The sequence below is a fragment of the Caulobacter sp. RHG1 genome (genome assembly GCF_013181195.1).
Lineage (GTDB): Bacteria > Pseudomonadota > Alphaproteobacteria > Caulobacterales > Caulobacteraceae > Caulobacter.
In genome coordinates, this window is record NZ_SMZP01000001.1 from 672,544 (window position 1) to 694,585 (window position 22,042).

At 66.1% G+C, this 22,042-nt stretch carries 16 protein-coding genes, 2 tRNA genes and 2 pseudogenes; 14 read left to right on the top strand and 6 right to left on the bottom strand.

The window, feature by feature from the left end:
• Nucleotides 1-107 precede the first annotated feature (107 nt).
• The 6 genes from E1H18_RS03075 (at nt 108) to E1H18_RS03100 (ending at nt 6,696) form a co-directional block, all read left to right on the top strand.
• On the top strand, nt 108-1,775 hold the full coding sequence (locus E1H18_RS03075) for a GMC family oxidoreductase (RefSeq protein WP_172263561.1): 1,668 nt from the start codon (nt 108-110) through the stop codon (nt 1,773-1,775).
• A gap of 17 nt (nt 1,776-1,792) precedes the next feature.
• The gene (locus E1H18_RS03080) at nt 1,793-3,331 is read left to right on the top strand and encodes an acyl-CoA synthetase (protein ID WP_172263562.1); all 1,539 of its coding nucleotides are present in this window, start codon (nt 1,793-1,795) and stop codon (nt 3,329-3,331) included.
• A gap of 75 nt (nt 3,332-3,406) precedes the next feature.
• Nucleotides 3,407-3,856, top strand: coding sequence for a MaoC family dehydratase (locus tag E1H18_RS03085; RefSeq protein ID WP_172263563.1), 450 nt, complete (start codon nt 3,407-3,409; stop codon nt 3,854-3,856).
• An 88-nt stretch (nt 3,857-3,944) separates the two neighbouring features.
• Nucleotides 3,945-4,262 (top strand): DUF1272 domain-containing protein, encoded by a 318-nt coding sequence (locus E1H18_RS03090; RefSeq protein WP_172263564.1) that lies wholly within the window; start codon nt 3,945-3,947, stop codon nt 4,260-4,262.
• 3 nt (nt 4,263-4,265) lie between these two features.
• Nucleotides 4,266-4,742 (top strand): OsmC family protein, encoded by a 477-nt coding sequence (locus tag E1H18_RS03095; RefSeq protein ID WP_172263565.1) that lies wholly within the window; start codon nt 4,266-4,268, stop codon nt 4,740-4,742.
• Between the two features lie 55 nt (nt 4,743-4,797).
• Nucleotides 4,798-6,696 (top strand): M1 family metallopeptidase, encoded by a 1,899-nt coding sequence (locus E1H18_RS03100; RefSeq protein WP_172263566.1) that lies wholly within the window; start codon nt 4,798-4,800, stop codon nt 6,694-6,696.
• A 27-nt stretch (nt 6,697-6,723) separates the two neighbouring features.
• Here the strand turns inward: E1H18_RS03100 and E1H18_RS03105 are convergent.
• Nucleotides 6,724-6,944: pseudogene (locus E1H18_RS03105) on the bottom strand (CsbD family protein).
• 80 nt (nt 6,945-7,024) lie between these two features.
• Nucleotides 7,025-8,007, bottom strand: a pseudogene (locus E1H18_RS03110) (serine protease).
• On the opposite strand from E1H18_RS03110, the gene E1H18_RS03115 reads away from it, so the two are divergent.
• The 3 genes from E1H18_RS03115 to E1H18_RS03125 all read left to right on the top strand — a co-directional run bounded on the left by E1H18_RS03115 (nt 8,006) and on the right by E1H18_RS03125 (nt 12,636).
• Entirely contained in the window at nt 8,006-10,210 is a 2,205-nt protein-coding gene (locus tag E1H18_RS03115; protein ID WP_172263569.1) for a S9 family peptidase, read from the top strand. The pseudogene E1H18_RS03110 and the gene E1H18_RS03115 overlap by 2 nt on opposite strands.
• The gene (locus tag E1H18_RS03120; protein ID WP_172263571.1) at nt 10,207-10,758 is read left to right on the top strand and encodes a GNAT family N-acetyltransferase; all 552 of its coding nucleotides are present in this window, start codon (nt 10,207-10,209) and stop codon (nt 10,756-10,758) included. Before E1H18_RS03115 ends, E1H18_RS03120 begins: the two co-directional genes overlap by 4 nt.
• A 120-nt stretch (nt 10,759-10,878) precedes the next feature.
• Nucleotides 10,879-12,636 (top strand): ATP-binding protein, encoded by a 1,758-nt coding sequence (locus E1H18_RS03125; protein WP_172263573.1) that lies wholly within the window; start codon nt 10,879-10,881, stop codon nt 12,634-12,636.
• An 88-nt stretch (nt 12,637-12,724) separates the two neighbouring features.
• Here the strand turns inward: E1H18_RS03125 and E1H18_RS03130 are convergent, their stop codons facing one another.
• Together E1H18_RS03130 and E1H18_RS03135 are read right to left on the bottom strand one after the other, a co-directional pair.
• Nucleotides 12,725-13,153, bottom strand: a complete 429-nt coding sequence (locus E1H18_RS03130) for a MucR family transcriptional regulator (protein WP_172263575.1) — start codon at nt 13,151-13,153, stop codon at nt 12,725-12,727.
• Between the two features lie 511 nt (nt 13,154-13,664).
• Nucleotides 13,665-13,738, bottom strand: a tRNA-Gln gene (locus E1H18_RS03135).
• A gap of 165 nt (nt 13,739-13,903) precedes the next feature.
• Here E1H18_RS03135 and E1H18_RS03140 point away from each other — a divergent pair.
• Both E1H18_RS03140 and sppA read left to right on the top strand, forming a co-directional pair.
• A tRNA-Pro gene (locus E1H18_RS03140) sits at nt 13,904-13,980 on the top strand.
• 174 nt (nt 13,981-14,154) lie between these two features.
• On the top strand, nt 14,155-15,939 hold the full coding sequence (gene sppA, locus E1H18_RS03145) for a signal peptide peptidase SppA (protein ID WP_172263577.1): 1,785 nt from the start codon (nt 14,155-14,157) through the stop codon (nt 15,937-15,939).
• A gap of 315 nt (nt 15,940-16,254) precedes the next feature.
• Here sppA and E1H18_RS03150 read toward each other — a convergent pair whose 3' ends face one another.
• Nucleotides 16,255-19,455 carry a TonB-dependent receptor gene (locus tag E1H18_RS03150; protein ID WP_172263579.1) on the bottom strand — a complete coding sequence of 1,067 codons (3,201 nt, stop codon included), beginning with the start codon at nt 19,453-19,455 and terminating at the stop codon, nt 16,255-16,257.
• Between the two features lie 589 nt (nt 19,456-20,044).
• Between E1H18_RS03150 and E1H18_RS03155 the strand changes: the two genes are divergently transcribed.
• A complete protein-coding gene (locus E1H18_RS03155; protein WP_172263581.1) occupies nt 20,045-20,452 on the top strand; it encodes a TIGR01244 family sulfur transferase in 408 nt (135 codons plus the stop codon).
• 2 nt (nt 20,453-20,454) lie between these two features.
• On the opposite strand, the gene E1H18_RS03160 is transcribed toward E1H18_RS03155, so the two are convergent.
• Nucleotides 20,455-20,601 carry a hypothetical protein gene (locus E1H18_RS03160; protein WP_172263583.1) on the bottom strand — a complete coding sequence of 49 codons (147 nt, stop codon included), beginning with the start codon at nt 20,599-20,601 and terminating at the stop codon, nt 20,455-20,457.
• 66 nt (nt 20,602-20,667) lie between these two features.
• Between E1H18_RS03160 and E1H18_RS03165 the strand changes: the two genes are divergently transcribed.
• Nucleotides 20,668-21,558 carry an MBL fold metallo-hydrolase gene (locus E1H18_RS03165; protein WP_172263585.1) on the top strand — a complete coding sequence of 297 codons (891 nt, stop codon included), beginning with the start codon at nt 20,668-20,670 and terminating at the stop codon, nt 21,556-21,558.
• 84 nt (nt 21,559-21,642) lie between these two features.
• Nucleotides 21,643-22,041 (top strand): NAD(+)--rifampin ADP-ribosyltransferase, encoded by a 399-nt coding sequence (arr, locus tag E1H18_RS03170; RefSeq protein ID WP_241735863.1) that lies wholly within the window; start codon nt 21,643-21,645, stop codon nt 22,039-22,041.
• The last annotated feature ends 1 nt before the right edge of the window (nt 22,042 follow it).

Below are 22,042 nucleotides of genomic sequence, written 5' to 3' on the forward strand. Positions count from 1 at the left end.
CAACGGCGCCGCGACGGCAACTTGCGCGATCGCGGAAGCTGGGCGCATGCTCTCAACTGAACGGTGATCATGCGGACCACACGCAGACACTGACAGGGAGAGAAACGATGGCTGGGATCATCGAGGCCGACTACGTGATCGTGGGCGCAGGCTCGGCCGGCTGCGTGCTGGCCGCGCGACTGTCCGAGGGCGGAAAGTTCAAGGTCGTGCTGCTGGAGGCCGGCGGCGACGACCGGCCGACCAAGAACCTTGGCCAGTTCGCCTCGAACATGATGATCCACATCCCGGTCGGCTATTCGTCGACGCTGAAGGATCCCAAGGTCAACTGGCTGTACACCACCGAGCCCGACCCCGGCACGGGCGGCCGCACCCACGTCTGGCCGCGCGGCAAGGTGCTGGGCGGCTCGTCCTCGATCAACGGTCTGCTCTACATCCGCGGCCAGCACGCCGACTACGACGGCTGGCGGCAGCTGGGCTGCGAGGGCTGGGCGTGGGACGACGTGGCCCCCTACTTCCGCCGCGCCGAGCACCAGGAACGCGGCGGCTGCGAGTGGCACGCCACCGGCGGCCCGCTGAACGTCTCGGACGTCACCGAGAAGAACCCGATCTCCGACGCCGTTGTCGAGGCCTGCGCCCAGGCCGGCATCCCACGCAACGACGACGTCAACGGCTCGGCCCAGGAAGGCGCGACCTACTACCAGCTGACGGTCAAGAACGGCCAGCGCTGCTCGGCCGCCGTGGCCTATCTGCACCCGGCCATGACCCGCCCGAACCTGCAGGTCGTGACCAACGCACTAGCCGGCAAGGTCCTGTTCGAAGGCAAGCGCGCGGTCGGCGTCGAGTTCACCCAGAACGGCGTCAAGCGCGTGGCCAAGGCCCGCGCCGAGGTGATCCTGGCCGGCGGAGCGATCAACTCGCCGCAGCTGCTGCAGCTGTCGGGCGTCGGCCCGGCCGAGCTTCTGGCGCGTCACGGCATCCCCGTCGTCGCCGACCTGCCCGGCGTCGGCGAGAACCTGCAAGACCACTACGTGATGAGCGTGCGCTATCGGCTCAAGCCCGGCGTCGTCTCGGTCAACGAGCTGTCCAAGGGCGGCCGCCTGGCCGGCGAGGCGCTGCGCTACCTCTTCCAGCGCAAGGGCCTGCTGACCCTGTCGGCCGCCCACATCGCCGCCTTTTGTAAGTCGCGTCCGGATCTCGCGGGGCCGGACATCCAATTCCACATCCTGCCGGCGACCATGGACCTGGAGAAGCTGGTCAACGAGCAGAAGATGGAGCTGGAGGGCGCGCCTGGCCTGACCATCGCCCCGTGCCAGCTGCGCCCCGAGAGCCGCGGCCACGTGCGTATCAAGTCGGCCGATCCGTCGACCTATCCGGCCATCTTCGCCAACTACCTGGCCGATCCGCTGGACCAGGAGGTGGCGGTGGCGGGCCTGAAGTGGGGCCGCAAGATCGGCGAGGCCCCGGCCTTGGCGCCCTATATCGACAGCGAGATGAATCCGGGCGGTGAGGTCCGCACCGACGAGCAGCTGCTGGACTTCGCCCGTCTCAGCGGCTCGACCATCTATCACCCGGTCGGCACCTGCCAGATAGGCCAGGGACCGATGGCCGTGGTCGACGCCCAGCTGCGCGTGAAGGGCCTGGAAGCCTTACGCGTCGTCGACGCCTCGGTCATGCCGCGCCTCGTCTCCGGCAACACCAACGCCCCCACGATCATGATCGCCGAGAAGGCCAGCGACATGATCCGCGAAGCCGCCCGCGCGCCGGTCGCGGCCTAAGCCAGAGAGGTATCGAAATGCACCCCTACCTCCACGCCCAGAGCCAGGGCGACAAGCCGGCCTACATCATGGCAGGCTCCGGCGAGGTCGTGACCTACGCCCAGCTGGACCAGCGCTCGAACCAAGGGGCGCACCTCTTCCGGTCGCTGGGCCTGGTGACCGGCGACGTGATCGCCATCTTGATGGAGAACAACGCCCGCTTCTTCGAGGTCGCCTGGGCGGCCCAGCGCGCGGGGCTCTATTTCGTCTGCGTCTCGACCAAGCTGACGGCCGGCGAGACCGAGTACATCCTGCAGGATTGCGGGGCCAAGGTGTTCATCACCTCCACCGCCATGGATCCGCTGATCGACGAGATCGCCGCCCTGGCTCCGGACCTTCGCCTGTTCGCCGTCGGCGGCCCGCACGGCGCCTATGCCGGCTTCGAGGAGGCCCGCGCCGGCTGCCCGACCACGCCGGTGGCCGACGAGACGGCCGGCTCGGACATGCTCTATTCGTCGGGCACCACCGGCCGCCCCAAAGGGGTCAAGCCGGCCCTGAGCGGCGGCCCGATCGACGCTCCGCACGCCTTGCAGATGATGGCCCAAGGCCTGTTCGGCTTCTCGGGCGACAGCGTCTATCTCTCGCCGGCCCCGCTCTATCACGCCGCCCCGCTGCGTTGGTGCATGACCGTCCACAAGCTGGGCGGCACGGTGATCGTGATGGAGAAATTCGATCCGGAAGCCGCCCTGGCGCTGATCGAGAAATACAAAATCGACCGTGGCCAGTTCGTCCCGACCCACTTCGTGCGGATGCTGAAACTGCCTGAGGAAGTCCGGGCGAAATACGACGTCTCGTCGATGAAGTCGGCGGTCCACGCCGCCGCGCCCTGCCCCGTCCCGGTCAAGGAACAGATGATCGCCTGGTGGGGCCCGGTGATCTACGAGTACTATGCCGGCACCGAGGGCAACGGTTTCTGCTGGATCAATTCCGAGAACTGGTTGGCCCACAAGGGCAGCGTCGGCCAGGCGGTGCTGGGCGAACTGCGCATCTGCGACGAGGACGGCAACGCCCTGCCCCCGCGCACCGAAGGCGCCGTCTACTTCGCCAACGGTCCGGCGGTGAACTATCACAACGCCCCGGACAAGACCGCCGAGAGCTACAACCAGCATGGCTGGACGACGCTGGGCGACGTGGGCTGGATCGACGAAGAGGGCTACCTCTACCTGACCGACCGCAAGAGCTTCATGATCATCTCCGGCGGGGTGAACATCTATCCGCAGGAGATCGAAAACCTGCTGATCACCCACCCCAAGGTCGCCGACGCCGCCGTGGTCGGCGCCCCGCACGAGGAGATGGGCGAGCAGGTCGTGGCGGTGATCCAGCCCCTGGCCTGGACTGGCGATCACGACGAACTGGCCGCCGAACTGATGGCCTTCGCCCGCGCCAATCTCAGCCACGTCAAGTCGCCCCGCCGCATCGACTTCATGGCCGAGCTGCCGCGCCACCCGACCGGCAAGCTCTACAAGCGGCTGATCCGGGACGCCTACTGGGGCAAGGACGAGAGCCGGATCGTTTAGACACGCCGTCCCCGGTTGACCTTCCTCGCCTGGGCTGGTCTCTATCCAAACAACTGTTCGAGGGAGAGAAGCATCATGAAGGAAGTCGCGTATGCCGACGTCGCGTCGCTGGTCGGCCAGGAAATCGGCGTGTCCGATTGGGTCGAGGTGAGCCAGGAGCGCGTGAACCAGTTCGCCGAGGCCACCGGCGACCACCAGTGGATCCACGTCGACGTCGAGCGCGCCACCAAGGAGATCGGCGGCCCGATCGCCCACGGCTATCTGACCCTGTCGCTGATCCCGATGCTGGGAGCCGACATCCTGCGCGTCACCGGCGTCACGCGCGGCATCAACTACGGCTGCGACAAGGTCCGCTTCACCGGCATGGTCCGGGTCGGCAAGCGCGTGCGCATGCGCCAGAAGCTGCTCTCCGCCGAGCCCAAGTCGGGCGGCCTGCAGATGAAGAACGAGTGCACCATCGAGATCGAGGGCGAGGAACGTCCGGCCTGCGTGGCCGAGACGATCTCGGTGATCTACGGAGCCTGATCCCACCCCGGCTGAAATCGAGGGATAGCTGTCATTTCCCCTGGCGGCCGTTCGCGCTAGCGAGCGGGCCTACCGCCAGGGGTTTTGCATGCTCGAACTGCGTCCCAACTGCGAACTGTGCGACGTTGACCTGGCGCCCGACGCCACGAACGCGCGCATCTGCAGCTACGAGTGCACCTATTGCGCGGATTGCGCCGACACGGTGCTGGAGAACGTCTGCGCCACCTGTGGCGGTGGGCTGACGCGGCGCCCGATCCGGCCGCGCGGCGCCTATCGCCATCCGGACATTTCACTGGGCCTGGGCTTCCATCCAGCGGGCGCCACGCGCAAACACAGCCGTTGGAGTCGGGACGAGATCGCCGCCATGACCGCGCGGCTGAAGGGCGTACCACCAGAGGAGCGTTGAACCATGGCCAAGCAGCACGACTACACCAGCCTGGTCGAGTGGACCGGCGATCGTGGCGACGGCACGCGCACCTATCGCGGCTATGACCGCACCTGGACCATCGCCACGCCGGGCAAGCCGCCGGTGCCCTGCTCCAACGATCCGCTGCTGGGCGGCGACCCGACGCTGCACAATCCCGAAGACCTGCTGATCTCGTCGCTGAGCGCCTGCCACATGCTGTGGTACCTGCATCTGGCCTCGGTCGCCGGGATCGTGGTGCGCGGCTATCGCGACCAGCCGATCGGGGTGGGCGAAAGCACGCCCGACGGCGCCGGCCGGTTCATTCGCGCGACCCTGAAGCCGCACATCGCCGTCGAACGCGGCGCGGACCTGGCCAAGGCCAACGCCATCCACCACGAGATCCACAAGGTCTGCTTCATTGCCCGCTCGGTGAACTTCCCGGTCGACTACGCGGCAACCTATGAAGAGGTGGACGCCTAGCGGCCGAAGGGCGCATGAGTCATCCCCTTGCCAGGCCCTCGCACAGGGATGACCCATGACCTTCCAAGCCCGCGGCCGCGCCGTCCTGCTGTCGCTTCTGCTCTGCGGCGCCGCCTTGCCGGCGCTGGCCCAGACCCCGCCGGTTCCGGCGATCCTGGCCACGCCCGAGGCGCGCGACATCCACTCCTACGCCCAGCCGCTGGTGGCGCGGGTCACGCATGTCGACCTGGACCTGACGGCGGATTTCGCCAACCGGAAGATGACCGGCACGGCCGCCCTCGACATCGCCGCCGCATCGGACGCCAAGGCCGTCGTCCTCGACACCAAGGGCCTGATCATCCACGGCGTCACGGACGCCAAGGGAACCGCCCTGCCCTACATCCTGGGCAAAGCCGACCCGATCCTGGGCGCGCCCCTGACCATCACCTTGAATGGCGCGGGCCGCATCGTTGTGTCCTACGACAGCGCGCCTGACGGGGCGGCCTTGCAGTGGCTGACGCCGGCCCAGACCGCCGGCAAGAAGAGTCCCTATCTGTTCAGCCAGGGCGAGGCGATCCTGAACCGCACCTGGATCCCCACGCAGGACAGCCCCGGCATCCGCCAAACCTGGACCGCCCGCATCGTCGCGCCCGCCGGCCTCAAGGCGGTGATGAGCGCAGAGATGCTGACGCCCGACGGCGAGCCTGTCGCAGGCGGCGGCCGCGCCTATCGCTTCAAGATGGACAAGCCGGTCGCCTCGTACCTGATCGCCATCGCGATCGGCGACCTGACGTTCACGCCGCTGGGCAAGCGCACCGGCGTCTATACCGAGCCGTCGGTGATGAAGAAGACGGCCAATGAGCTGGTCGATGTCGAGAAGATGGTCGAGGCCGCCGAGGGCCTGTACGGCCCCTACGCCTGGGGCCGCTACGATCTGCTGGTGCTGCCGCCGTCGTTCCCGTTCGGCGGCATGGAAAACCCCCGCCTGACCTTCGCCACCCCGACCATCATCGCCGGCGACCGCTCGCTGGTCAGCCTGGTGGCGCACGAACTGGCGCATTCGTGGTCGGGCAACCTCGTGAACAACGCCACATGGTCGGACTTCTGGCTGAACGAGGGCTTCACCGACTATTTCGAGAACCGGATCATGGAGCGGCTGTACGGCAAGCCGCGCGCCGACATGCTGGCCGACCTGGGCTGGAGCGACCTGCAGGCGGCGATCAAGGACGCCGGCGGCCTGACCGGCGCCGATACCCGCCTGCATCTGGACCTGACCGGCCGCGATCCCGACGACGGCATGACCGACATCGCCTATCAGAAGGGCGCAACCTTCCTGCGCACCATCGAGAAGGCCGTCGGCCGCCCGGCCTGGGACGCCTACCTGAAAGCCTATTTCGCCCGCCACGCCTTCCAGAGCCAGACCACGGCCGGCTTTGTCGCCGACCTGCGCCAGAACCTGATCAAGGGCGACACCAAGCTGGAAGCGGCGATTGGCATCGACCGATGGGTCTATGAGGTCGGGCTGCCGAACAACGCCGTGCATATCCAGTCGGCCGCCTTCCCGGCCGTGGACGCCCTGGCTGCTGTCTACGCCAAGGGCGGGGGCGCTCCGCTCGCCCGATGGAAAGCCTGGAGCACGCCCGAGCGCACCCGCTTCATCGCCAGCCTGCCGCGCGCTCTGCCGGTGGAGCGCCTGGCGACCCTGGACAAAGCCTTCGGCCTCTCGGCCCAGGGCAACAGCGAGATCCGCTTCGTCTGGCTGGAGCTGGCCGTCGCCAATCGCTACGCGCCGGCCACGCCTTCGCTGGAGGCCTTCCTCACCGACCAAGGCCGCCGCAAGTTTGTCGCGCCGCTGTTCAAGGACCTGATGGCGCAGGGCGACTGGGGCCAGCCGATCGCCAAGCGCCTCTACGCCAAGACCCGACCGCTCTATCACGCCGTGACGCGGCAGACCGTGGACGGGATCGTCAAGTAGACGCTGAACAGCAAAACGGCCGCCAGATCACTCCGGCGGCCGCTCCGTTAGTCGTAACTGGGCGTTCAGTGTTTGATCGCGTCGCCGATCTTGTCCTGGGCCTTGCCGACCTTGTTCTGAACGTCGCCCTTGGCCTTCTGGACGGCGCCTTCGGCTTCGAGGCGTTCGTTGCCCGTGGCCTTGCCAGCGGCTTCCTTGACTGCGCCGATGCCCTTGTCGATAGCGCCTTCCACACGATTGGTGCTCATGGCTCTCGCTCCTGTTTGCTGCGCGATGTTGCGTTGCAGAAAGAACGGGCCTGGCCGGAAACTTGTTCCTCCGGCAGAGCTTAGTGTGACGCACCCATCGCCAGGGCCGAGACCGCCGCCGCCGGGGTCGCGCCCGGCATGACGGGCTCGGGCTTGGCGGCCCGCGCCTGGGTGATGGTCGCGCCCGGGATCTTGTCGAGAATGGCCAGAGCCTCGCGGATGAACTTGGCGTGGGTGACGATGCCGATCTCCAGCCGTTCACCCGACAGCTCGACCTGCTGGGTCAAGAGGCCGGCCACGAACTGGACTTCCTGGCTCTCGCTGCCGCCCGGCCGTCGGCGCGCGCCCTGGGCCATGAATACAGGGCCGCCGGAATTGCCGGGGAACACCGCGAAGTCCATCAGGAAGGTGGGGAAGCTGGTCGCCGGAGCCAGGGGATAGCTGGCCACGCGGCCGGAACGCAGGATCGGGAAGCCGGCCGGATTGGCGGCCAGGCCCCGCGGGAAGCCCAGGGCCATCATCTCGTCGCCCGGACCCAGGTTGTACTGGTTGAAGGTGTCGTCCTGGGCCAGATAGTTGATCGGGATCGCCGCCTTGACGAACTCGGCCGGCGCCTCGACCACCATGACCGCGACGTCGCGGGTCGGGTGCTTGACCCACAGCGGATGGTCGCCGTCGCGGATCTTCAAGGTCTCAGGGTCATAGCGCCAAGCGCCTTCCGAGCCCTGCACGCGGTAGCCGATCCGAGCCGACATCGACGGCATTTTCTCGAAGACGTGGGCGGCGGTGACCAGAATGGTGCGCGGCTTGCCGTCCGGGGTCGGATCGGAAATCAGAAAACCCGTGCCGACCGTGCGCGAACCATCGCCCAACGGCTGCTCGAGCTGGACCGTCGCCTTGATCAAGTCGACGGACAAATCCCAAACCATGTCGCCCCCTTGTTACGCTTACTGGAGAACTACGAACCCGACGCTTGGGAGAGTTTGACCACAGGATTCTCTCGCCGCAAGTTGTCGTTCTGACGCAGTCGCGCGTTGTGTCCGATCGGGGGAAATTTGCGCATGAACCGCCGCCAAATGATGACGAGCGCCGCCGCGACGCTTACGTCTGCCTCCACAGTCCTCTCTGGAACAGCTTTCGGATTTCCCATGTCCTCAGACGCCGCACGCCCCAAGCCGCCGGTCGCCAAGAAAGTCCCCAAGACCATCGAGCAGTTGGGCCGCACGCGCGTCGACGACTATGCCTGGATGAAAGACGACAACTGGCAAAAGGTCCTGCGCGACCCCAGCCTGATCAAGGCCGACATCAAGGCGCACCTGACCGAGGAGAATGCCTACACCAAGGCGATGCTGGCCTCGACCGAGGACCTGCAGGCCAAAATGTTTGCAGAAATGAAGGGGCGGATCAAAGAGGACGACGCCTCCGTGCCGGCGCCTGACGGCGCGTTCGAGTACTACACCCGCTACGACAAGGGCGCGCAGCACCCGATCCATGCCCGAAAGCCTGCCCAAAAGACAGGAATGGGCGGCGGCGCCGAGACGGTGCTGCTGGACGAAGAGAAAGAGTCGAAGGGCAAGGCCTTCTACCAGGTCGGCGCAGCCGGCCACTCGCCCGACCACAAGCTCTACGCCTATGCCGTCGACGAGCAGGGTTCGGAAGTCTACCGCGTCCACGTCAAGGATCTGGCCAGCGGCGCGGTCCTGGAAAGCCCGGTGGAAAGCTCTACCGGCGACTTCTGCTTCTCGCCCGACAGCCAGTGGCTGTTCTGGACGTTCCGCGACGACAACGGCCGCCCGGCCAAGATCTATCGTCGCCCGGCCAAGGGTTCGGCCAAGGACGACGTGCTGATCTATGACGAGCCGGACGAAGGCTTCTTCATCGGCGTCGGCGTCACCAGCTCGGACAAGTTCGTCGTCATCTCGTGCGGCAACCAGGAGACCAGCGAGGCGCTGATCATCCCGGCCGCGACGCCGACCGCGACGCCGGCGGTCTTCCAGCCGCGCGAAGTGGGCGTGCGCTACGAGGTGGAGCACTGGAACGACCACTTCGTGATCCGCACCAACGCTGACGGCGCTGTGGACTGGAAGCTGGTCACGGCGCCTGAGACCGCCACCGCCAAGGCCAACTGGAAGGACTGGGTCGCCCACAAGCCGGGCCGCCTGATCTCCGGGACCATGGCCTTCAAGAAATGGTTCGTGCGCCTGGAGAAGGTCGACGCGCTGAACCGCGTCACCGTCACCGCCGCGGACGGCGCCGAACACGCCATCGCCTTCGACGAGCAGGCCTACGCCCTGTCGCTGGAAGGCGGCTACGAATACGACACCGACACCCTGCGCTTCGTCTACAATTCGATGACCACGCCCCGGCAGTGGTTCGACTACGACATGGCCGCCCGAACCCGAACCCTGCGCAAGACGCAGGAGATCCCCTCGGGCCACGATCCCGCCCAGTACGAAACCCGCCGCCTGAACGCCAAGGCCAGCGACGGGACCGACGTGCCGATCTTCATCCTGATGAAGAAGGGGACCAAGCTGGACGGCACGGCCCCGCTGCTGCTGTACGGCTACGGCAGCTACGGCATCGCCATGGAGCCCAGCTTCTCGATCCGGAACCTGTCCCTGGTTGATCGCGGCTGGATCTGGGCCACGGCCTGCCCGCGCGGCGGTTCCGAGAAGGGCTGGGGCTGGTTCCTGGACGGCAAGAAGTTCAAGAAGAAGAACACCTTCACCGACTTCATCGCCTGCGCCGAACACCTGCACGGGGCCGGCTACGGCAAGCCGGCCAACACGGTCGCCTATGGCGGCTCGGCCGGCGGCCTGCTGATGGGCGCGATCACCAACATGCGGCCGGACCTGTTCGCCGGGATCATCGCCGCCGTGCCGTTCGTCGACGTGGTCAACACCATGAGCGACACCACCCTGCCGCTCACCCCGCCGGAATGGCCCGAATGGGGCAATCCACTGGAGGACAAGGCGGCCTACGACTACATCGCCAGCTACTCGCCTTACGACAACGTGACAGCCAAGCCCTATCCGGCCGTGCTGGCCACTGGCGGCCTGTCGGACCCGCGCGTCACCTACTGGGAGCCCGAGAAGTGGGTCGCCAAGCTGCGGCCGGCCACCACCAGCGGCAATCCGGTGCTCCTGAAGATCAACATGGACGCCGGCCACGGCGGCGCGTCGGGGCGCTTCGACTTCCTGAAGGAGATCGCCCTGGACTACGCCTTCGCCGTCTGGGCGGTCGACAAGGGTTGGACCAAGGCGTGAGCTTAGTGATCAGGGCGTCAGCCGACGCCGACGTACCGGCGATCACCGCCGTCTATGCCTGGAACGTCCTGAACGGCTTCGGCACGTTCGAAGAGATCCCGCCCGACGAGGCCGAGATGGCCCGTCGCCGGGCGGCGTTCCTGGACCGCGGCCTGCCCTACCTCGTCGCCGAACTGGACGGAGAGATTCTGGGCTACTGCTACGCTGGCCCGTTCCGCCTGCGCGCGGCCTATCGCTACACGGTCGAGGACAGCGTCTACGTCTCGCCCAACGCCGTGGGCAAGGGCGTCGGCAAGGCGCTGCTGGCGGCCCTGATCCAGTCTTGCGAAGCTTTGGGCCTGCGACAAATGTGCGCGGTGATCGGCGACAGCGAAAACGCCGCTTCGATCGGCCTGCACGCCGCCATGGGCTTTGAAAAGCAAGGCGTTTTCCCGGCCATGGGCTACAAGTTCGGCCGCTGGGTGGATCTGGTCTGGATGCAGCGCTCGCTGAACGGCGGGAGTGAAACCGCGCCCGACGCCCCGGGGATGTCGCTCAGCGGCGTTTGAGATACCGGCGTTCCAAGCAAAGTTTAACCTGTAGGGTCTAGACCTCGCCCCGAGATCAGTCGGGGAACAGGTTTGGCGACTTCGCGGACAGAAGAAACGCGGCCGGCGCAGGTTGCGCTGATGCGCGCTTATGTGCCGATCGCGCGCGGCTACCTGATCGCCGCGGCGATTTACTACGCCCTGATCAGCCTGTCCCACCCCTACTACGAGACCGGCGCAGCGTTTGCCGTGCTGGAAGGCCTGTCGGCGATCTCGGCGCTCTACGCCTTCGCCAGCTGGTTCGCGCTGGGCCGGGGCAAGCTGGCGGGTCCTGGGCTGGAGCTGCTGGTCCTGGGCATGAACGCCCTCTTCCTGGGCAACACCCTGGCCTATCAGCTGCTGCATTTCGAACCGGCCAAGCTGGTCTATTTCGTGCTGATGGCCCTGGTGTTCGCGACCTCGGCCCCCACGCGCCGCGTCGCCATGGTCAGCGTCGCCGCGGCGACCGCCAGTCTGGTCTGGATGTGCCGTCACGCCCCGGGCGACGCCGTGGGCCAATACATGTTCATCGGCCTGGCCGGCGCCTTCGCGGCCGTCGGCATGTCCAGCCTGATGCGCGGCGTCGTCGGCCGCGAGGTGCGCGCGCGCCTGGCCAGCGAGGCCCTGACCGAGGACCTGCAGCGCGAACTGACCAACAACCGCCGCCTGCAGGCCGAGGCTCAGGAGCTGGCCCTGGCGGCCGAGACCGCCAACCGCGCCAAGACCGAGTTCCTGGCCACCATGAGCCACGAGATTCGCACGCCGCTGAACGGCGTGCTGGGCATGGCCCAGATCATGGCCTCAGGCGAACTGGCCTCCGACCAGCGCCTGCGCCTCGACACCATCACCGCCTCGGGCAAGTCGCTGCTCAGCGTGATCAACGCCATCCTGGACATCTCCAAGATCGAAGCCGGCAAGGTCGAGATCGTTTCCGAGCCGTTCGACCTGTGCGCCCAGCTCGACGCGCTGCGCCAGCTCTATGACGGCCTGGCGCGCGACAAGGACCTGAGCTTCAGCCTGGACGTCGCTCCCGAGGCCCAAGGCTGGCGGCTGGGCGACGCCGAGCGCCTGCGCCAAGTGCTGTCGAACCTGATCTCCAACGCCGTGAAGTTCACCAGCTTCGGCGGGGTCCATGTCCTGGTCGAGGGCGACGCAACCAGCCTGACCGCGCATGTGACCGACACCGGCGCCGGCATCCCGGAAAATCAGCGCGAGCGCCTGTTCACCAAGTTCGCCCAGCTGGACAGCTCCAGCACCCGCCAGGCCGGGGGTTCAGGCCTGGGCCTGGCGATCTGCAAGACCCTGACCGAGCTGATGGGCGGCGCGATCGCCTTTTCCGCGCCCCAGGAAGGCGGCGCACGCTTCACCGTCAGCCTGCCGCTGCCCCGCGTCGCGTCGACCGATACCCCGCAGCCGGAGATCGCCGCCCCCGACCTGGGCGAGGCCGGCGCGCCGCAGATCCTGGTGGTGGACGACAATCAGACCAACCGCGCCGTCCTGCTGACCCTGCTGGGCCATTTGGGCGTGGTCGGCCAGTTCGCGGTCGACGGCCATGACGCCGTCGCCATGTGGGAGCGCCGCCATTGGGACGCGATCCTGATGGACATCCACATGCCCGTCATGGACGGCGTTCAGGCCAGCCGCATCATCCGAGAGCGCGAGCGCCAGACCGGACGCCCTCGCACCCCGATCATCGCCGTCACCGCCAGCGTGCTGAGCCATGAGCGCAAGCTCTATGTCGACGCCGGCATGGACGCCCTGGTCGCCAAGCCTGTGGAGGTGCCTCGCCTGGTCGAGACCCTCGCCAGGGTGCTGGCGGTCGAGGAAAGCCCCGCCGAAGACCAGGCCGGCGCGGCCTGATCCGCCGACAAACCTGATCCACAGACAAAAAAAGGGGACGCCCCTAGAGCGTCCCCTTTCTCGTGTTCTCAAGAGATTGATCGAACGATCAACCCTTGCGACCGCGCGGCGCCTTGGTCTTGCGGCCGCCCTGGCCCAGGCCGAGGGCCTTGGCCATTTGCGACCGGGCCTCGCTGTAGGCGGGCGCCGTGGTCGGATAGTCGTTGGGCAGGCCCCACTTGGCCTTGTACTCGGCCACGGTCATGCCGTGCGTGGTCAGGTGGCGCTTCAGCGTCTTGTAGGGCTTGCCGTCCTCGAAGCTGATCAGGGCTTCGGGCGTGATGCTCTTGCGGATCTGAGCCGGCGTCGCCTTGCTGACCGCCTCGACGGTCGGCGCGGGCGGGGCGCCGATATTGGCCAGAGCATCGTGCGTCGCGCGGATCAGCGCAGGCAGGTCCGACACCGGCGTAGAATTGTTGGCCACATAATTGGCGACGATTTCAGCCGTAAGCTCGATCAGGGTCGCTTTGTCTTCCACGATCACAACTCCATTCCCCTATTCGTCCGGAGTTACACCCTCTCATCAGAAAAACAAGTAGTGCGATGGCAGAAACTCTCCAAGTTCGTGACATATCGTAACAATTGACTGTCATTGAGATCGATCAACGAGGCAAATTTCCCGTCAACTATAGCCACGATGATCTTGATTTCAGACACCGCCGACTCAGCGGGCCTCGTTGCGACACCGCTCTATCTCGCAACTGCGAACTCGACTGACGCCTGAACAGGCTTCCCGCGCGCCAATACCGATGCAATGCGAATCGAAATTCGATGAGCACGCAAGCGTTGAACCCCAACGCCGCCATACACTCATGCGTCGACTAAACGATTGCACAACTCAACTTGAAGCGAGGCGCGGTAAATCCGCCCGTAGCCTTGGCAGATTCACGGGATCGAGGACGGCCTCAGCACAGCCAAGCGCAGGCCTCTCGCAAGGCAAGCGAAGCCTCCGGTGAGGTCGCTTCGAATGCTGACTATTCGGAGAGAAGTGGCTGGGGAACTAGGACTCGAACCTAGAATGACGGTACCAAAAACCGCTGTGTTACCATTACACCATTCCCCAGCAGGAACGGCTAAACCCCGTGGGGCCCGGCGAGGCGGTGGAAATAGCTCACGACTCGGATGGATGCAACAGGCCATTTCAGAAGTTTTTTCGGCCTGTCGCACGAACGTCGAAAAAGGCGCTTGCGTCCTCTGAAACCCACACCTATAAGGCCGGCCTCCAAGTCGGAGTGTGGCTCAGTCTGGTAGAGCACTGCGTTCGGGACGCAGGGGTCGCAGGTTCAAATCCTGCCACTCCGACCATTTTCCCCCGCTAACCAGAAGCGGGAAACTTTCCAAGAAAACAGAAGCTTAGGCGTCGCGAAAGCGGCGCCTTGCCTGCGCCTGCAGGGAACGCTCTCGCATTGCGCGCTCTTCATTTGGTCGCAACGCGAACCGTGTTTAGCTTGTCGCGAATTTTCGAGAGCGGGTTTCCCGATGAAGCAGTTCTTCCTGACCGTCGCCGGCGTCTTCGTCGGCCTCTTGCTGTTTGTGGTCGGGGTTCCCTTCCTGCTGATCGTGATGGCCGCGGGCGCGACACGTCCGACGCCGGTTCCCGCCCAGGCGGTGCTGCAGCTGGACCTCCGCAGCGGCCTGACCGACCAGGCGCCTAAGAGCCCGTTCGCGGCCCTGGGCTCGGGAGGCACGTCGGTGCTGTCGATCATCGAGACGATGCGGCGCGCCGAGAAGGACGACAAGGTCAAGGCGATCCTGGTGCGCCTGCCCGAGGGCGGCCTGGCGCCGGCCGCCGCCGACGAGCTGCGCCTGGCCCTCAAGCATTTCCGCGAGACGGGCAAGAAGCCCGTCTATGCTCACAGCCAGGGGCTCTATCCCTCCGGCATGATCACCTCGACCTACATGGTCGGCGCGGCCGCCAGCGAATTCTGGATGCAGCCTGATTCCAGCTTCCAGGCCGTCGGCGTGTCGTCGGAGTCGATGTTCTTCAAGCGCTTCTTCGACAAGTACGGCGTCAAGGCCGACTACGAGCAGCGCTACGAGTACAAGAACGCCGTAAACCCCTATCTCTACAGCGACTACACCCCGGCCCACCGGGAATCGACGCTGTCCTGGATGGGCTCGGTCTACGGCTCGGCCCTGACTCACGCGGCGATCGATCGCAAGCGCGAGCCCGCCCAACTGATCAAGACCCTCGAGAGCGGCCCCTACAGCGCCGAGGAGGCCGTGGAGAAGGGCTTGATCGACAAGGTTGGCCAGGTCAGCGACATCCAGGCCCTGGCGCTGGAAAAGGCCGGCAAGAACGCCAAGCTGATCGACTTCGGCGACTACGCCTCGCGGTCCAAGCCGCCGACCGTCAAGACGGGCCCTGCCATCGCAGTGATCGGGGCCGAGGGCGCGATCGTCACGGGCGCAGGCGGCGGCGGCTCGCCGTTCGGCGGCGACAGCAACGTCTATTCCGACGACGTGGCCAAGGCCTTCCGCGACGCGACCGAGGACAAGGACGTCAAGGCGATCGTCTTTCGCGTCTCCTCGCCCGGCGGCTCCGACACAGCCTCCGAGCAGATCCTGGCGGCCGTCAAGGCGGCCAAGGCGGCCGGTAAGCCCGTCGTCGTCAGCATGGGGACCTATGCGGCCTCGGGCGGCTACTGGATCAGCAGTGCGGCCGACTCGATCGTCGCCCAGCCCTCCACCCTGACGGGCTCCATCGGCGTCTACGGCGGCAAGTTCGCTGTCGGCGACGCTCTCGCCCGGTTCGGCGTCGACAGCCGGCCGCTGCACGTCGGCGGCGACTACTCGGAAGCCTTCGCCGCCGGTCAGGGCTTCACGCCCGAACAGCGCGCCAAGTTCGCCGGCTGGATGGACCATATCTATGCCGGCTTCATCAATCGCGTGGCCGAGGGCCGCAAGCTGCCGCCGGCCCGTGTGCGCGAGATCGCCAAGGGCCGCGTCTGGACCGGCGAGCAGGCCAAGCAGATCGGCCTCGTGGACGAGTTGGGCGGCTTCTATGACGCCGTCGACAAGGCCCGCGCCCTGGCCAAGCTGAAGGACGACGTGCGCCTCAAGCGCATGGACGGCGCCAAGTCGCCGTTCGAGGCCTTCGAGCAGTTTCTGGGGGTCAGCGAGACCTCGGCCCGCACCTTGGCCGCTGCGGCCTGGGTGATGGGCGATCCGCGCTCGCAGGCGATCCTCGACGAGATGGCCAAGGCCCGCCTGCGCGCTGCGCCCGGCGGCGCCGCGGTCCTGGCCGATACGCCGGTGCGGTAGAGCGCTCCACAGCCCAAGACCACAGAAAGCCGCCCGGCGTCCGTCGGGCGGCTTTTTCGTGTGCGTGAGGCAGTCGTGTTCGGATGAGCGGCCCCTGCCCCTCCCCGCCCCGTTCAGCCCCCGCGCGAAGGCGCGGGGTGTAGTGCGCCTCGCCAGGCTTCAGATGACGCAGGAACCCAGCCAGCTCTTCTCCTGGCTTGCGCCTACGCCTCTGCGCAAGGACGTGGCCGGCCATCGCCTCGCTGATCAACGCGCAAAGAAAAACGGCGGGCTCTTGCGAGCCCGCCGCCTTCCGTTCGCTTCCGCTGGAGCGGATTAGAACTGCAGATCGAAGCCGAAGCGGATCGACCGCGGCGTCTGGTAGGTCGTCGGAGCCATGTAGTCCAAACGAGCCGTGTTCAGGGCGCTTTCCCCGAACTCGTTACGCTCCGACACGCCCTTCAGGTTGAAGACGTTGAAGATGTCGGCGCGCAGGACCAGCGAGCTGTCATCCGAGCCGATCATCGGCAGGCCCGGGACGAACTTCGACGGCACGGTGTAGCGCACCGAAGCGTCGAAACGCGTGACCCAATCGCTGTCGAAGGCCGTACCGCGGTTCACGAGCTTGCTGCCGCAGTAGCGCGAAGCCGCACCGTAGCTCGAGTTAGCCACTTGCGAGTCCGGAGCCGAGCCGTCCGGCGCGAAGCCGATGCAGCCGTACTTACGCGGCGAGATCACCGACAGGTTGCCACCGAACAGCAGGTTGTCGGTCAGAGCATACGAACCGAACAGCTTCAGCTGGTGACCACGGTGGTTCGGCAGCAGGCCGTACGAACCGGGGACGAACGCCAGGTGGTCGAAGTCGACGGTGATGCCGGCGTCGGCTTGGCCGTTGTCCGAACGCGCCTGACCTTCGAAGTTACCCTTCGATTCCGAGACGACGTACGACCCTTGCAGGCCCCACTTGCCATCGAACGAACGCTCGAAGTTGAACTCGAGGCCGAGGTATTCGCGCTTCACCTTCGGGAAGCCCAGTTGGGCGGCCGTGACGGTGATGGTGCGGATCTGGGTCTCGCCCGGCAGCGGGTCGCTGAGGGTGATCACAGCGTCCTTGCCCGGGTTGATGATCAGGTACTGGTGCTCACCACCCCAGATGGCGGCGCAGCCCGTACCGCCGGCGCCGCTGGCGCCGCGGACCGACGGATAACCGTTGGCCAAGCACCAGTTTTGGATGCCGTAGTCGAGCAGGGCGTCTTCCGACACGCGGCCCAGGGTGCGGTAGGTCAGGTTGACGCCAGCGCGCCACAGCGGGCCGAAGCGGTGCTCGTAACCCAGGATGTATTCGTCCTGATAGGTCGAACCCAGGTTCTTGGCGGCGACGGCTTCCGGATCCGGCGAGCGACCGTTGTTACGGGTGACGCAGGCATACGAGTTGACCGGAGCGATCGAACCGACGGCCGCGACGCAGGGCTGCAGCGTGCCGGGGTTCGAGGCGGAACCGATGATCTGAGCGCCGAGACCCGCGGTGGGCAGGCCCGTGGTGGTGCTCAGGTTGGTGAACGCCAGAGCGCCGCCAGCCGGCAGGAAGAACTGCGAGTTGTCGATGGCCGGCGAAGCCGCGCGGAACGCGGTGTTCGAGGCGACCGGCACGAAGGTGCGGCCGTACGAGCCATAGATCTTGTCGTTACGATCGCCGAAGACGTCGTAAGCGAAGCCCATGCGCAGACCAACTTCGTTGTCGAAGCTGGAGAACACTTGGCCGTTCGGGTCGGCGACGGCGAACTGGTCGCGACGCACGCCCAGGTTCAGGGTCAGACGATCGGTGATGTCCCAGGCGTCCTGGATGTAGATCGCCTTGTTGACGCCGTCGAAGCCGCCACCGGTTTCGAACTTACGCAGCTCGACATATTCCTGGTTCGCAGCAACCAGACCGCCGAGAGCGCCGCCGGCCGGAGCGCGACGATAGATGTAGTTGTAGCCGCCGTTACGACGGGTGAACTCGGTCAGCGTGGTGTTTTCGCGGTCGTAACCGGCGCGAATGTGGTGCGAACCGAACAGCTTGAAGTACAGGTCGACGTCGCCGCGATAGAATTCACGTTCGGCGATGAACGGGAAGGTGCTGGCGGCGGCGGTCTGACGGCTCAGGGTCGTCGTGGAGCCACGGGCGTCTTGAACCAGCGGTTCGCCGATCAGGTTGCCGACGTTGGCGTTGTCGACTTCGCTGCGGCCGTAGGCGGCCGAAACGGTCAGCCAGTCGGTGAAGCTGCCGGTGTAGCGAGCGACGTAGTTCTCACCACCTTGGTACAGCGTGTTCGCCGCCGTGCGGCCGCCGACGATCTGGTCGGTGTCCAGCGAGTAGCGATAGACGTCGCTCTTTTGCTTACGGCTGGTGTCGAAGTAGGTGAATTCCAGGTGCTGACGGTCGGTGATGTAGCCGTCCAGCTTGAAGGCGTAGAACGGGTCCGACGTACGGAACTTGCTCACGTTGCTTTGAGCGCCAGCGGCCGGCTGGAAGATGTTGGTGGCCGACTGGGTTTCCAGGCTGTTGAACGAGGCCAGGCCGTAGAAGAACAGGTGGTCCGGGATGATCGGGCCGCCGGCTTCGACGATCAGGCTCTTGTCCGTGCGCTTGGACATCGAGTTGCGCGTGGTCAGAGCGTTCGGAGCCTGCTCGCGCAGCGAGTTGGGCTCGTAGTTGCCGTGCAGGGCGAAGGTGAAGTCGTTCGAGCCCGACTTGGTGACGGCGTTGATCATGGCGCCGGTGCCGCGGCCGAATTCGGCGGGGAAGCCGCCGGTCTTCACTTCAACCGACTTGTAGAATTCGAACGGAACGGTAGCGCCACCGATGCCGTTGACGAAGTTCGTGATGTTCAGGCCGTTGACGTAGAAAACGTTTTCGCCGAGCGACGAACCACCGATGGCGGCTTGCGACTGGCCCTGCTGCGTGAAGGCCGCGGCCGAGTCGCCGGGGATGGCCGACGGAGCCAGCAGCGTCAGAGCGGTGACGTTCCGGGCGATCGGGACTTGCTTGGCCAGGGTTTCGACGTCGACGACGAGGCCGGTCGTGGTGTTGGCGAAGTCCAGCTGCGGGTTGGCGGTGCCGGTGATGACGATTTCCGAAACGGCTTCGCCTTCACCCGCCAGGGTGAAGCTGTAGTTCGAGGCCGAGCCGGCGCGGACGCGGACGTTGCCGTCGTTGGCGGCGACGAAGCCACCCTTGTTGATCGAAACCGAGTAGCCGCCCGACGGGATCAGGGCAGCGCGGAATTCGCCCGACGAGTTGGTCGTCAGGTTACGCTCGAAGCCCTGGGCCAGCGACTTCACGACGACGGTCGCGCCGGCGATCGGAGCGCCCGAGGTGTCGTTGACGGTGCCGACCAGCGTACCGTTTTGATAGTCCTGCGCGCTGGCCACGGCCGGAGCGAAGGTAGCGACCGTCAACGCAGCCATCGGCGCCGCCACGGTGGCGATGCCGGCGAGCAGCGTGGACGTCAGCAGGCGCGAGCGCGCGCTACCCTTGGTGGAATTCGTATTCATCAATATCCCCTCTGAACGCGGCGCAGGCGGCAAATCGGACATGTCCCCCTAGAAACTTTGTCCGACCTGGAGCGGAAATCCGCCGAAGTGCGCCACGAGATCACTGGTGTCCCGGAAAAGATTTCCCCCGGTTGAGGCGACGTTAGGAGCGCCTGCTGCTCAGGGTCAATTGTCATTGCAAATTTGTAATCGACATCGCGCTCAGCTGTCGCAAAAACGCCACAGCGTCGCCGCTTTTCCGATGATCGGCGATCGCCAGACAGACGCAGGCGAGGACGATCTTGCCCAGGACCATGATTTAGCGGGTAAATTTCACATTCAAAGAACGTGGATTCCGACCAGCGCGCACGGCCAGAAATCTGAAGATTAATTGCGCCCGCATGTTGACTTGGGAGAAATCGATCCCCCGAACACCCTCACATGTGTGAAAGTTTTTTGAAGACACCGCTAACCGAAAGTATTTTCCGCCCTCAAAAGATGGGTTTGTGGGCGCCATTCGAGCGCCCCTGACCATTGCCTAGGCGCCGCATGGCCGTGAAGATGCGTCAGCGGCGAAATGCGCCGCGGCAGTACGAGCCTCGACCCGTCCATGAGCGACTTCCGCCCCGTCACCGACTCTTTCTCGGTCGCCCCGCAGGTGAGCGAGGCCGACATGGCGCAGGCCGCGTCGGAGGGATTCGTCCTGGTCATCAACAATCGCCCGGATGGCGAAGACCCCAGCCAGCCTTCGAGCGCGACGATCGAGTCGGCGGTCCGCGCGGCGGGGATGGACTATCTGCACGCGCCCGTGCGCGGGGGCCCGACCCAGGAGCAGGTCGACGCCGTCAAGGCGGCGATAGAATCGGCCGATGGCAAGGTGCTGGCGTTCTGCCGCTCGGGCACGCGCTCGATCGTGACCTGGTCGATCGGCCAGGCCCTGGCGGGTGAAGACCGCGAGACCCTGATCAGCCAGGGCCGTCAGGCGGGCTATGATCTGTCGGGCGTACTGCCCGGCTGATCCTATTGGCCCAGTGCTTGGCGGGCCGCCATCGGCGTCGGTTCGGGCTGGCAGCTGGCCAGCGCGAACTGCGCCATGATGATACACAGAACAGCAAAGGCGGCGCGCTGGAGCCGTTTTGAGACAAAAATCGCCGCGTCCGCCGCCATGGCCGGTCCTCCAGGGTTACTGGAGTGTTAAATCGCAAGACTGGCGCCGCGCTCTGGGAGCCCAAGATGATCCCCTTCGTCCGCGAGCTCGCGTTCGAGTATGGCCGCTGCGACCAGGTCTCGCCGCTGATCCGCCGCGTGATCGCCCGTAATCCGGGACCGTTCACCTATACCGGCACCGGCGTCTATATCGTGGGCTCCGGCGAGGTGGCGGTGATCGACCCCGGCCCCGACCAGACCGAGCACCTGGAAGCCTTGCAGGCGGCTCTGTCCGGAGAGCGGGTGACCCATGTGCTGGTCACCCACCATCACCTGGACCACTCTCCCCTCGCCCATCCGCTGGCCCGGCTGCATGGGGCCAAGGTCTATGGCCTGCCCGCGCCCTCGCCCTACGCGAGCGATGCGCCAGCGCTGGAGGAAGGCGGCGACGACCGCTTCCGGCCCGACGTCACCCTGGCCGACGGCGACGTGCTGAGCGGTCCCGGCTGGACGCTGGAGGCGATCACCACCCCCGGCCACACGTCCAACCATGTCTGCTTTGCGCTGAAGGAAGAGAACGCCCTGTTCGCCGGCGACCACATCATGGGCTGGTCGACCACGGTCATCACGCCGCCGGACGGCGACATGGGCGACTACTTCGCCAGCCTGGCCAAGGTGCGAGCGCGGGACTTCGACGTCCTGTGGCCGACCCACGGCGCGCCCATCCGCGACGTCGCGCCGTTCATCGACGCCTATGTCGCCCATCGCCGGGCGCGTGAGGCCCAGATCCTGGACGCCCTGGCCGCCGGCCTCACCACCATCAAGGCCATGGTGCCCAGCCTCTACGCGGCGGTGGATCCGCGCCTGCATCCGGCGGCGGCCCACTCGGTGCTGGCCCACATGCTGCAGCTGGTGCGCGAAGGACGGGTCGTTAGCGCGGGAACAGCGGGACTGGACGCGGAATATCGGTTGGCGTGAGCCCCTCGCCCTCTGGAAAACTGGGGCCGAAAAACTTCAGTTCAAGAATTGGCGGCGAATGAATTCTGCGTCGTCATGCCGTTCATGAGCGACACACCCTTCTACCACGGCACAAAGGCCGATCTGAAAGCCGGCGACCTGATCGGCGCGGGCTATGCGTCCAACTACGGTCAGCGCAAAGCCGCGGCCTTCGTCTATTTCAGCGCTACCCTGGACGCGGCGACCTGGGGCGCGGAACTGGCCCAGGGCGAGACCCCTGGACGGATCTATGTCGTCGAGCCCACCGGTCCCTATGAGGACGACCCAAACCTCACGGACAAGAAATTCCCGGGCAATCCGACGCGGTCCTACCGCACCCGCGACCCGCTAAGGATCGTCGGCGAGGTGACGGACTGGACCGGCCATCCGCCCGAGCAGCTCCAGGCGATGCAGGACCACCTGGAGACGCTCAAACGACAAGGCGTGGAAGCGATCGAGGACTGAC